Source organism: Sulfitobacter sp., from assembly GCF_039977885.1.
In the GTDB taxonomy this organism is placed as follows: domain Bacteria; phylum Pseudomonadota; class Alphaproteobacteria; order Rhodobacterales; family Rhodobacteraceae; genus Sulfitobacter.
The window spans coordinates 106116-117666 of record NZ_JBDWCI010000010.1 but is presented as its reverse complement, the minus strand read 5'-3'; the positions used below and the strand labels follow the sequence as shown (position 1 = coordinate 117666).

At 57.5% G+C, this 11551-nt stretch carries 10 protein-coding genes; 9 read left to right on the top strand and 1 reads right to left on the bottom strand.

What is annotated here, in order from left to right:
* Positions 1-181: 181 nt before the first annotated feature.
* From ABJM03_RS08215 to ABJM03_RS08200, 4 genes are read left to right on the top strand one after another with little or no spacing between them, the layout of a single operon-like run.
* Positions 182-1423, top strand: a complete 1242-nt coding sequence (locus tag ABJM03_RS08215) for an oligosaccharide flippase family protein (protein WP_348416925.1) — start codon at positions 182-184, stop codon at positions 1421-1423.
* Positions 1420-2343 carry a glycosyltransferase family 2 protein gene (locus ABJM03_RS08210; RefSeq protein ID WP_348416924.1) on the top strand — a complete coding sequence of 308 codons (924 nt, stop codon included), beginning with the start codon at positions 1420-1422 and terminating at the stop codon, positions 2341-2343. Before ABJM03_RS08215 ends, ABJM03_RS08210 begins: the two co-directional genes overlap by 4 nt.
* Positions 2344-2363: 20 nt before the next feature.
* On the top strand, positions 2364-3344 hold the full coding sequence (locus ABJM03_RS08205; protein WP_348416923.1) for a glycosyltransferase: 981 nt from the start codon (positions 2364-2366) through the stop codon (positions 3342-3344).
* Positions 3341-4333 (top strand): glycosyltransferase, encoded by a 993-nt coding sequence (locus ABJM03_RS08200; protein ID WP_348416922.1) that lies wholly within the window; start codon positions 3341-3343, stop codon positions 4331-4333. The genes ABJM03_RS08205 and ABJM03_RS08200 overlap by 4 nt, the downstream gene beginning before the upstream one ends.
* Positions 4334-4400: 67 nt before the next feature.
* Here the strand turns inward: ABJM03_RS08200 and ABJM03_RS08195 are convergent, their stop codons facing one another.
* A complete protein-coding gene (locus ABJM03_RS08195) occupies positions 4401-4865 on the bottom strand; it encodes an Rrf2 family transcriptional regulator (protein ID WP_348416921.1) in 465 nt (154 codons plus the stop codon).
* A gap of 162 nt (positions 4866-5027) precedes the next feature.
* Here ABJM03_RS08195 and cydD point away from each other — a divergent pair, with 162 nt between their 5' ends.
* The 5 genes from cydD to cydX all read left to right on the top strand — a co-directional run bounded on the left by cydD (position 5028) and on the right by cydX (position 11357).
* The gene (cydD, locus tag ABJM03_RS08190) at positions 5028-6665 is read left to right on the top strand and encodes a thiol reductant ABC exporter subunit CydD (protein ID WP_348416920.1); all 1638 of its coding nucleotides are present in this window, start codon (positions 5028-5030) and stop codon (positions 6663-6665) included.
* Positions 6662-8302 carry an ATP-binding cassette domain-containing protein gene (locus ABJM03_RS08185; RefSeq protein ID WP_348416919.1) on the top strand — a complete coding sequence of 547 codons (1641 nt, stop codon included), beginning with the start codon at positions 6662-6664 and terminating at the stop codon, positions 8300-8302. Before cydD ends, ABJM03_RS08185 begins: the two co-directional genes overlap by 4 nt.
* A gap of 123 nt (positions 8303-8425) precedes the next feature.
* Complete coding sequence (locus tag ABJM03_RS08180; protein WP_348416918.1) at positions 8426-10048, top strand: cytochrome ubiquinol oxidase subunit I; 1623 nt, start codon at positions 8426-8428, stop codon at positions 10046-10048.
* A gap of 5 nt (positions 10049-10053) precedes the next feature.
* Positions 10054-11217 carry a cytochrome d ubiquinol oxidase subunit II gene (gene cydB, locus ABJM03_RS08175; protein WP_348416917.1) on the top strand — a complete coding sequence of 388 codons (1164 nt, stop codon included), beginning with the start codon at positions 10054-10056 and terminating at the stop codon, positions 11215-11217.
* Positions 11218-11231: 14 nt separating this feature from the next.
* Complete coding sequence (cydX, locus tag ABJM03_RS08170) at positions 11232-11357, top strand: cytochrome bd-I oxidase subunit CydX (RefSeq protein WP_348416916.1); 126 nt, start codon at positions 11232-11234, stop codon at positions 11355-11357.
* Positions 11358-11551: the final 194 nt, after the last annotated feature.

Below are 11551 nucleotides of genomic sequence, written 5' to 3'. Positions count from 1 at the left end.
CGGGAACGTGTCAGGCTCACTCTACGCGTATGAGGTGTGTTGCGCTACGGTGTATGCGGTCAAAAGCCTATCCTGATGGATAGGGTGTGTTCCATTTGAGCATACCACCTGTCCTGTGGCGTCCGCGACAGGGCAGGTCAGGCTGCGGTAGGGTTTGTTGAAATCAACGAAAGCCTGATACATGCCCCTCTCTGTCGCGACAAAATCACTGGCTACAAATCTCATTGCCTACGGTGCTTCCGAGGTGGCCGCCAAAGCGTCCCGGCTTTTGGTTGTTGTCGCCGTGGCTCGCACGCTTGATCTTACGCAAATCGGTATTGCCGCATCTGCCATGGCGGCAGGCGATATCCTCAAGGCTCTTACAGAGAACGGCGTAGGTCAACGCATCATCGCAGCGCGCGAGGACGCGCTTGAGGCGACCTGCAATGCAGCGCGCCGTATCTTTTGGGTTTGGTGCATAGGTTTGTTTGTTGTTCAGGCGCTCATTGCGGGTGCCTTGTTTGCGGTCGGTGGCAGCGGTTTGTTGGCGGGTTTGATCCTGCTGATGGGGCTTGAGTATCTCTTCATGCCTGCGGGTCTGGTTCAGGTCGCTTTGGCCATGCGGGCGGGCAGGCTGCGCCAGACAGCAGCGATTGGTGGCGCGCAAGTGGTTGGCGCAAATCTTTTCTCTATCGCCCTCGTGCTGTTTTACCCATCAGCCATCGCATTGATCCTGCCCCGCGTCTTGTCGGCACCGATCTGGCTTTTTGCTGTACGTGCTTTGCATCCCTGGAAACCCCAAGCGGATGTCGCCCCGGCACCTTTGCGCCCTTTTATCGAATACGGCTGGGCGGTTTTGGGCATCGAAGTGGTCAAAGTGCTGCGGATGCAGGGGGACAAGATCGTTGTGGGCCTGACAATGGGTCCGCAGGCGCTGGGCATCTACTTTATGGCTTTCAATGCCGGTCTGAGCCTGTCGAATGCATTCGCCACTGCCTTTTCCACCGTTCTGTTTCCGCATCTCAGTCAATCGGGTGACCCTGCGGGTGCGATGCGTCAAAGCGTCATTGTTGGTCTGGTCCTGATCGCACCTGTTGTGTTTGTGCAATCTGTGCTGGCCCCGTTCTATGTGCCGCTTTTGCTGGGTGATGGTTGGGATGAGGTGGCTCCGCTTGTCTCGATCCTGTGCCTTGTGGCGATCCCGACCACTCTTTGGGCCACAGCTGCAGGGTGGTTGCGCGTTCAGGGTAAACCACAGATCGAACTTTGGATGACCTGCGCGCTTGCGGTGGCGGTCCTTGCCAGCACGCTTTTGCTTGCGCCATTTGGCCTGTTTGCCATGGCCGTAGGCTATGTGGCGGTAACGGGCGGGCTGATGATGTTGGCAGCCTTTGCAACCCTTCACACTGATCTCTTTTCTTCCCATCCACAGGTGCAATCATGACGGATTTTTCAATCATTATTCCATGCTATAACGCTGTCGAAACCCTCCATGAGACATTGGCCAGCATACAGGCGCAAACCTGTGGTGATTGGGAAGTCATTTGTGTCGATGACGGATCATCCGACGCGACGATTACGTTGCTGCACCAATGGGCCTCCCAAGATCCGCGCATTCAGGTTTGCCGCAACCCCGGCAAAGGCCCAAGCCGTGCACGTGATTTCGGGGTCAGGTTTCTTGCCTCCGCGGATATCATTGCATTCTGCGATGCCGATGACATCTGGGGACCAGAAAAACTAAGTCAGCTCAAAGCCTGTTTTGCCGACCCAAGCGTCGATGCGGCATACGGCAAGGTTGCTTTTTTCAAAGATGACCCCGCCCTCGCGTCCACCTTTTCAACAGTACCTTCCGCGCCGCTGAGTATTCCGGTGTTGCTGGGCGAAAACCCTGTCTGCACGATGTCCAACTTTGCCCTGCGCCGCGTGGCATATATGCGGTCAGGCGGGTTTGACGAAACAATGGTGCATAACGAAGACCTTGAGTGGTTGATCCGCCTGATCGGCACCGGTGCGCGGGTTGTCGGAATTGATGCCTGCCAGACATGGTATCGCAACAGCGCTTATGGGCTTTCCGCGAACCTGTTGGCTATGAAACTGGGCCGGGAAGGCGCCATCCGCACTGCCGCAAACCTCGGGTATGCGCCCAGCGGCCGATCGGATGCGATCTTTTTGCGCTATCTCAGCCGTCGCGCGCTGCGACTGGGGCAAGGGCGCGCGCTGCCATTGGGCTTTGCCCTTCAGGGCGTTCTGCGTAGCCCTTCGGGTTTCTTTGATACCCCGCGACGCGGTTTGGCAACGCTTGTCGGTGCGCTTGTTGCGCCGGTGCTTCCTGCGTGTGTCTCTCGATTCCTCTTTTCTCGCTAATCTTTAATATGGAGATCTCTATGCCTCTCGCTTCGATCATCGTACCGGCCTTTAATGTGGCCAAGACCTTGTCTGCAACGCTGGACGCACTGCTTGGACAGACCTTCACAGATTATGAGATCATCGTCGTCAACGATGGCTCGACCGATGCAACGGCTACGGTTTTGCAAGAATATGAAGGTATTGCCAGCATCCGCGTCATCACACAGCGTAACCGCGGATTGGCGGGCGCCCGTAACAGCGGCATCGCCGCTGCGCGCGGTCTGTATATCGGCTTTTGTGATGCCGATGACCTGTGGTTGCCTGAAAAGCTGGGACGGCATGTGGCGCACCTGCAATCGGCACCGCACATCGGGGTCAGCTATTCGGGGTCCGCGTTGATAGATGATAATGGTGCGCCTTTGGGCATGTCCCAAACGCCGCAGCTCACCAATATTACGGCTGCACATATTTTTAAACGCAACCCGATCGGAAACGGATCGGCTCCGGTCATCCGTCGGGCTGTATTCACGGCGATCGCCTATCGGCCCGCATCCGAGAAAACACGTGATTGGTATTTCGATGAAACCTTCCGCCAGTCCGAAGATATCGAATGCTGGTTGCGCATCGCGCTGACCACCAAATGGCAGTTCGAAGGCATCGAAGGTAATCTAACCCATTATCGGATCAATGCGGGCGGCCTGTCCGCAGCAACGGATTTGCAGCTCGCCGCTTGGGAGCGCATGGTTGCCAATCTGTCCCGGATCGCGCCCACATTTTTTGACCGCTATGCAAGGCCCGCCCGCGCGTATCAGCTGCGTTATCTCGCGCGGCGCGCGATCAGCGACAAAGACACGGGCCGCGCTTGTGATCTATTGGCGCAGTCGTTGGCGCAATCATGGGCCCCGCTGTGGGAAGAGCCGCGCAAGTCGGTCACGACCTTTGCAGCTGCTTTGGTCCTGCGCATTGGCGGCCCATTGGCGCTGGATGTTGTAATGAACCGTGCAGGGGCAAAGGCATGAAACATGTACGCAAAGTTCTTCACCTCGTGGATGATACAACAGCTGGCGGCGTGATGCGGGTGCTCGACTTTCTCCGGTTGGACGAAGGTCTTGCACAGAATGCCGAACATAAAGTGCAGCCAGTTACCCGTGGGGCCTTCATGGGCAACCTTGGCGATGCGGATGTCATTGTCTCACATCTGGCCGTATCCTGGCGTAGCCTGCCTGCGCTTGCGGCACTGCGCATGACCTATCCGCGCACGCCGCTGGTGCATGTGGAGCACAGCTATACCCAAGCATTCATGATGCATAATGTGCCTAATCATCGCCGGTTTGTAACACTGCTCAAGCTGGCCTATTCGCTTTTCAACCGCATCGTCTGTGTGAGCAACGGGCAAGCAAACTGGATGGTGGACAGCCGGTTGGTTCACACTGATAAATTGTTCACGATCCAATCCTGCGTTGATCTGTCAGCTTTTCGTGCCTTGCCGCTCCCTTCGGGGCCGGCCCGTGTTTTTGGCGCGATCGGGCGTCTGGATGAGCAAAAGGGCTTTGACACGTTGATCAAAGCATTTCGCCAATGCACCGATCCTGACATCCGGCTGCATATTATCGGTGAGGGGGCGCAGGAAGAGATGCTCAGGTCGCTTGCGCAGGACGACAAGCGGATCGTCTTTCGCGGGTTTCAGGCCGATCCCGTCGCAGCGCTGGCAGATGTCGATGTGGTGCTGATGCCGTCCCGTTGGGAGGCTTACGGCCTTGTCGCAATCGAGGCGCTGGCCGCTGGTCGCAAGGTTGTGTGTCACGACATAGACGGGCTTAGCGATCATGCACGCCATGGCGGGGTGATGATAGACGCCACAAATATTGACGCACTGGGATGCCTGATTGCCGAAGAAGCACATAAGAAAAATGCGCAGGCTAGAAACTCCATTGTGCGCGACAGCCGACGTTTGGAAAAACAATTCAGGGATTGTTGGCGGTTTATGCTACGTGAGGTTGGCATCTAGCAGAAACCTGCAATTACCCTATTTCGGTCATGTGCCGTATTTCACGGCATAGGCAGGGCCAGCAGGGTCAGTCTTTTGGGCATAGGGCATGCGCTGTCGGATCCATTGCCAAAAGCGTTTGCAACCCGCAATTTCCCTGCACCAGATCGGCCAGCGTGATACTGTCCAATTCACGAAAAAAGGCTTCGACTGCGCGCTCGATATAGCTGCGCAAGCGGCAGGCGGTGATCAGCGGGCAGGTGTTGGTTTGCGGGTCAAAGCACTCTGCAAAGGGGGTGCGGGATTCGAATACACGAAATAGTTCGCCGATGATGATCTGCTCCATCGGGCGGGCAAGGCGTATCCCGCCATTGCGGCCGCGGGTGGCAATTATAAAGCCGTTCGCTTGCAACAGATTCACCACCTGCAGTAGATGATTTTTGGACGCATTGCAGCGCTCTGCAATCATGGCCGTAGGCAATAGTGCAGTGTCATTGACAGCGCAGGCCATCAACAGACGCGCAGCAATATTTGTCCGGGTCGTCAGACGCATATTTGGACCTTCTAAGTTCACCGATGCAGTCAGATTGCCATGCAGTTTTGTCGGTGTATTTGATCCAGATCACATTGTGTGGCGCAAAACTGCGATATCTGACATTTTAGAATTGAGTTAAATGGGCTGGTGCTGACCTTCCCGAACAGCACTGGTAGATTGATGAATACCCGAAAAACGACGCAAGACTGGCTGGCCCCGGGGCGGGGACACCAACAAAAATCTGCAGCCCTTTCTGTTCTGTCCAGCCTTATCTGGCCTATGCAGGCTTGGCTGGTGGCCACGGCGTTGGGCGGCCTTTTAACGGGGAGCACAGTGTCGCCTGCCTTTGTTGGCTTGGCCTTTATCGCGCTGGGCGGGCTGCGCGCTGTTTTGGGGTTTGCGTCCGAACAGCAAGGTGAAGCCGCCGCAATTGATGTTGTGCACAAGGCCCGCGCGCAGATCGTGGCGCGCGAAAGCAGCCGCGCCAAAGACTGCGCATTCGGAGGGGCGGGTAGCATCGCTGCACTGGCGGGCGAAAAGCTGGACCTGCTGACGCCTTTCATTACGCGCTATGCCCCTGCGCGGGCGCGGGTGATGGTTGTGCCGCTGGTAATCCTCGGGCTTGCGCTTTGGCAATCTTGGGCTGTGGCGGTTATTTTTGTTATTTCAGGCCCTTTGATCCCTGTGTTTATGGCGCTGGTCGGGATGGCGGCAAAAGAGGCCAGCCGCGCCCAAATGGCCGAGGTCGGCACGTTGAACGACCTATTGGTTGAACGGCTATCGGCGTTGATCGACATCCGGTTGCTCGGGGGCGGCGATGCGGTTCTGTCCGGTTTTGAGGCACAGGCTCAGGGACTACGTAGCCGCGCGATGGCGGTTCTGCGCGTGGCCTTTTTATCCTCGACAGTTCTAGAGCTTTTTGCGGCGATTGGTGTCGCTATGGTGGCCGTTTATGTGGGCTTTTCCCTGCTCGGAGTTTTGGAGTTCGGCGTCTGGGGAGATGTCCTGACGCCGCAGGCGGGGATTTTCCTGCTTTTGCTTGCGCCGGAATTCTACCAACCCCTGCGCGATCTTGCTGCTGCGTGGCACGATAAGGCATCAGCGGATGCCGTGTTGGAAGAGCTTTCGACGTGGGAACAGGCGGAAACAGAAATGTTGATGGGGCAGGGCGGCAAGGCGGTGCGGTTGGCAGGCCCCGCCAATATCGCGCTGCACAATTGCCGCCTGCACGGAGGCATCGCCCTTGGCGATATTGAAATTCGGGCGGGCGAATCCGTGGCGCTTATGGGGCCGAGCGGTAGCGGCAAAACCTCGGTGCTGCGGGCGATTGCAGGGCTGGCCAAACCCGAGACCGGGCAAATTATGGTCGCAGATGTGCCCCTGACGGCACAAACCGCAGACAGTTGGCGCGCTAGGATCGGGTGGATGCCACAGGCACCCCACTTCCTGAATGCCAGCCTGCGCCGGAATTTGACGCTCGGTGAAGATATCGCCCCGACACAAGCATTGCAGCAAGCGGCAGTAATGGATGTGGTCGCAGGGTTGCCGCAAGGGTTGAACACCCGTTTGGGGGAAACGGGCGGCGGCCTGTCTGGCGGTGAGGCGCGGCGGCTCACGTTGGCGCGGGCCATTCTGGGCGCATGGGACGTCATATTAGCCGATGAGCCGACCGCCGATCTGGATGCGCAGACGGCTGCTGTTGTCACGGATGGGCTTATGGCGCAGGCGGCCAGTGGGGTGACGTTGATCGTTGCGACACATGATGCTGCTCTTGCAGCGCGGATGGATCGCACAATCCAGATCGGAGGCACAGCATGAGCGCCCTTTGGAGTATCTTTCGCCTGATCCTGCGCGAACAGCCTGCCGCACTTTGGCGCGGGGCTGCATTGGGGTTTGTCGTACTGGTAATGGGGGCAGCGTTGCTGGGGCTGTCGGGGTGGTTCATCACGGCGGCGGCCGCTGCGGGGCTGGCGGGTGCTGGCGCTGTGTTTGATGTGTTTCGCCCCTCGGCTATGGTGCGCTTTCTTGCACTGGGTCGCGCGACAGCGCGATATGGCGAGCGTATTCTGACCCATGATGCAACGCTGCGCGCTTTGGAGGTTCTGCGGCTGCGGCTGTTGGCGGGGCTGATTACAGCACCCTACCCAAGGATGATCCGCATCAGGGGGGCGCAGGCGTTGAACCGTCTTACTGCCGATATTGATGCGCTGGATGGGGTTTCTTTGCGGCTAGTCCTTCCCGTAGTCGCAGCCGTTTCGACCCAGATTGTGGCTTTTGCGATGATCTGGTGGCTGGTCGGCTTGCCGATCGCGCTGTGGATTTTGGTAGGCTATCTTCCGGGGGGCGTGATTATATTCCTATTAACAACGCGCCGGACTGCCGGCTTGTCACGGCGCGCAGAGGCCGCCGCGCAAGCCTTTCGGACCCGTCTGATCGATCTGATCCGCGGTCGTTTGAATTTGACGGTTCATGGCCGCCTGATAGCGCAGGCCGATGCGGTAACGGACGCTGACGCACGGCGGCTAGTCCTTCAGAGGCATCAGGACCGCATCGGACGTATCGCGGGTGCTGCCTTTCAAATGCTGGGTACGGTTGTGGCGGGGGGCGCGCTTTGGCTTGGGATCGCTATGGTGCAGGCTGGCATGATCGAGGCCCCTTTCGCGGCGCTGGGATTTTTTACGGCATTGGCGCTGGCCGAAACCCTTGGTCCCTTGCGCCGAGCGGCCAGTGATCTGGGCCGCATGATCGAAGCGGCGCGTCGGGTGGCCCGCGATATCGCAGCACCGGCCGGCTCCAAGGCGACGGTCCCGGGCGCTGTCGGGGCGCTGCACGTCAATAGCATATGCACGACCCGCCCACTGTCTGATCTGCCTGTTTTCAGCAACTTCAGCCTGACGGTAAAGCCGGGTGAAACCGTTGCTCTGACCGGGAAAAGCGGCGCTGGAAAGTCGACATTACTATTGGCGGCGGCAGGGTTGCATCCGGTCCACGGGGGGCAAATTTTACTGGGTGATCAGTCGATTGCGGATATGGATGAAGCATCTCTTCGCAATCATATCGCGTTGCTGCCACAGCGCAGCGCACTGATGCGCGGCACGGTGCGCGAGGCGCTTTTTCTTGCGGCGCCCGATAGCGATGACGCAACGCTTTGGCGCGTGCTGGATGCCGTGCAATTGGTCCCGATGCTGGAACAGCGCGAGGGGCTAGACACTATGATTGGCGCGGGTGGCGAGGGTTTATCAGGTGGTGAGGCGCGGCGGCTGGCGCTGGCCCGTGTGTTGCTGCGCCGTCCGGCGCTGCTGATATTGGATGAACCGACCGAAGGGTTGGACGAGGCAACCGCGCGCGCAACCCTTTTTGCGCTGCGCAATCTCCTGCCGGACGCTGCCATTCTGATCGCCGCGCATCGCCCGCTAGAGGTGGAATTTGCGGACCGTACGCTCGCCCTCGGCTAAGTCGTATATCCAATCCTACTTTTTGACATGGATCAAAGTTTGATCGGCTCGAAGTTGTAGAACGTCAAATACTAGGAATCAAACATCGGGGTATTGCGCCCTGATGTTATTGGAGATGACGATATGGAATTCGGGATCGTAGAGCTCTCACGCCTGCAATTTGCGGTGACGGTTATGTATCACTTCCTTTTCATACCGCTGACGTTGGGTCTGTCGATCCTCGTTGCGATTATGGAGACGGTCTATGTGATGACCAATCGCCCCATCTGGCGGCAAATGACGAAATTTTGGGGGATGCTATTCGGCATCAACTTTGCCCTTGGGGTCGCAACAGGGATCACAATGGAATTCCAGTTCGGGATGAACTGGAGCTACTACAGCCACTACGTCGGGGATATTTTCGGCGCACCGTTGGCGATTGAGGGTCTGATGGCTTTCTTTCTTGAGGCCACCTTTGTCGGGTTGTTCTTCTTTGGTTGGGACAAGCTGAGCAAAGTAGGCCACTTGACTGTGACATGGCTGGTCGCGATTGGCTCCAACTTCTCGGCGCTTTGGATTTTGATCGCCAATGGCTGGATGCAAAATCCAGTCGGGGCAGAGTTCAACCCGATGACCATGCGTATGGAAATGAACAACTTTTTCGAAGTTGTGTTCAACGAAGTGGCACAGGCGAAATTCGTTCACACCGTGTCAGCAGGTTATGTGACAGGTGCTTTCTTTGTCATAGGGGTGTCGGCATGGTATCTGCTGCGGTCGCGCCATGTGGAAATGGCCCGCCGGTCGTTGACGGTCGCCGCGGCCTTTGGTCTGGCGTCGGCCTTTTCGGTGGTCCTGCTGGGGGATGAATCGGGTTATTCTGCCACCCATAGCCAGCGCATGAAACTTGCCGCGATCGAGGCAATGTGGGAAACCCATGACGCACCTGCGCCCTTCAACCTTGTCGGCTTCCCCGACCAGGAAGCCCGCGAAACGCATTATGCGATCGAAATTCCTTGGGCCATGGGGCTGATCGGGACACGCTCCTTGAATACGGAAATTCCGGGCATCAACGATCTGGTTGCAGATGCCGAACAGCGCATCCGCTCGGGTATCATCGCCTTTGATGCATTGGTTCAAATCCGTGAAACCCGTGATGCGACCGACCCGGCCATCATGGCGCAATTTGAGGAGCACTCGGCCGATCTAGGGTTTGCCTATCTTCTGATGAAATATGTGGACGATCCGCGTGATGCGACCGAAGAACAGATCGTCAAAGCTTCCAATGACACAGTGCCAACAGTCTGGCCGCTTTTCTGGGCGTTCAGGATCATGGTCGTCCTTGGCTTCGCATTCATCGCGACGATGGGCTACTTCTTCTACCGCGCCTCGTTCAAGGGAATGGATTTCCCGCGCCCTGCGTTACACCTTGCGGTCTGGATGTTGCCGGCACCGTGGATCGCGGCCGAGCTGGGCTGGTTTGTGGCTGAATATGGCCGCCAACCATGGACCGTCGATGGTGTGTTGCCAACCGCAATGTCCGTCAGTGCGCTGTCTATGACCGAAGTTGTCCTCAGCCTTGCCGGATTTGTGATCTTTTACACGATCCTGTTCATCATCGAGATGGGCCTGATGCTGAAGTACATTCGCAAAGGTCCTTATGAAGATGTTGCAGAAACCGATGCGTGGGCCACACGGCATAATGATCGGCTGTCCGGTCGCCGGAATGCCGATGCCATCACTCGCCCCAACGCAACCCCTGCGGAGTAATAGATATGATCCTGCATGACTTAGTAAGTTACGAAGTTCTACGCCTTGTCTGGTGGGGCCTGCTTGGGGTCTTGTTGATCGGTTTCGCGCTGACGGACGGGTTCGATATGGGCGTGGGGGCGTTGCTCCCGTTTGTGGCAAAGACGGACCTTGAGCGCCGCGTGGCGATCAATACCATCGGCCCTGTTTGGGAGGGGAACCAAGTCTGGTTTATCCTCGGTGGCGGCGCAATCTTTGCCGCGTGGCCACCCCTCTATGCGCTGAGCTTTTCAGGGTTCTACCTTGCGATGTTTCTGGTTCTGACGGCATTTATTGTGCGGCCTGTTGCGTTCAAATACCGCTCCAAACGCGATGACCCGCGGTGGCGCGCGTCTTGGGATTGGGCGCTATTCGGTTCAGGCGCTGTACCGGCACTGTTGTTCGGCGTTGCCGTTGGCAATGTCATTCAGGGCGTGCCGTTCCACTTTACCGATGATTTGCGGCCGATCTATGAGGGCGCATGGTATATGAAGTTCATCGGCCTGCTTGATCCGTTCTCGCTGCTGGCCGGTTTCGTGTCGTTGTCCATGCTGGTGATGCACGGGGCTGCATGGCTTACGTTGAAAGCCGAAGGCATCGTTCAGACACGTGCCCGCGCGATTGGATCTGTTGCTGCACTGGTTGCGGTGGGGACATATGTTCTGGCGGGCTTGTGGCTGGCATTCGGCGTGCAGGGCTTCGCCACTGTCGGAGAGGTTCTGACCGAAGGTCCGTCCAACCCGCTGCATACCGAGGTTGTGCGCACCGCAAGCTGGCTGTCATCCTATGCGGACCGGCCGTGGATCGCGATTGCGCCTGTGATGGGGATCGTGGGCGGGCTGCTGACTTTCCTTGGCCTACGGGCAGGGCGCGAGGTTTCTACGCTGCTGGTGTCCAAGATGTCGATCCTTGGCGTGATTGCTTCGGTCGGGTTGACCATGTTCCCGTTCATCATGCCATCGTCGAGTGATCCACGATCATCCCTGACCGTCTGGAACAGTTCGTCGTCGCACCTGACACTGTTCATAATGCTGGTGGCCACGGCAATCTTTATGCCGATCATCATGATGTACACCGCTTGGGTTTACAAAGTGCTGTGGGGCAAGGTTACCGAGGACGACGTCACCAATAACTCCAGCTCAGTCTACTGAAGAAAGGAAATCCAATGTGGTATTTTGCATGGATCCTCGGTTTGCCTCTTGCTGCTATTTTCGCCGTTATGAACGCGATGTGGCTTGAGATGAAAGAAGATCAAAAGACCATCGATAGCGCACAGCCTGATTTGGACTGAGCGATGAAAACCACTCCCGGTCGTGCTGCGCATCTCCGGGGGTGGCCCAACCGCATCCCCGTTTGCGCATGACTTACAGGGCGGGAATGGGGCTTGTTGCGCAAATCTGATCCGTTTTCCGCTCATTTGCTGCGGTGCTGCACAGATATCCGCGCAATTCGCAGTGGAACCTCCACCCCAATCCATGCCAATAG

Coding starts and splice junctions, on each gene's coding strand:
- cydD (WP_348416920.1), top strand. CDS start 5,028: ATGAATACCCGAAAAACGACGCAAGACTGGCTGGCCCCGGGGCGGGGA.
- ABJM03_RS08195 (WP_348416921.1), bottom strand. CDS start 4,865: ATGCGTCTGACGACCCGGACAAATATTGCTGCGCGTCTGTTGATGGCC.
- ABJM03_RS08215 (WP_348416925.1), top strand. CDS start 182: ATGCCCCTCTCTGTCGCGACAAAATCACTGGCTACAAATCTCATTGCC.
- ABJM03_RS08210 (WP_348416924.1), top strand. CDS start 1,420: ATGACGGATTTTTCAATCATTATTCCATGCTATAACGCTGTCGAAACC.
- ABJM03_RS08180 (WP_348416918.1), top strand. CDS start 8,426: ATGGAATTCGGGATCGTAGAGCTCTCACGCCTGCAATTTGCGGTGACG.
- cydB (WP_348416917.1), top strand. CDS start 10,054: ATGATCCTGCATGACTTAGTAAGTTACGAAGTTCTACGCCTTGTCTGG.
- ABJM03_RS08205 (WP_348416923.1), top strand. CDS start 2,364: ATGCCTCTCGCTTCGATCATCGTACCGGCCTTTAATGTGGCCAAGACC.
- ABJM03_RS08185 (WP_348416919.1), top strand. CDS start 6,662: ATGAGCGCCCTTTGGAGTATCTTTCGCCTGATCCTGCGCGAACAGCCT.
- cydX (WP_348416916.1), top strand. CDS start 11,232: ATGTGGTATTTTGCATGGATCCTCGGTTTGCCTCTTGCTGCTATTTTC.
- ABJM03_RS08200 (WP_348416922.1), top strand. CDS start 3,341: ATGAAACATGTACGCAAAGTTCTTCACCTCGTGGATGATACAACAGCT.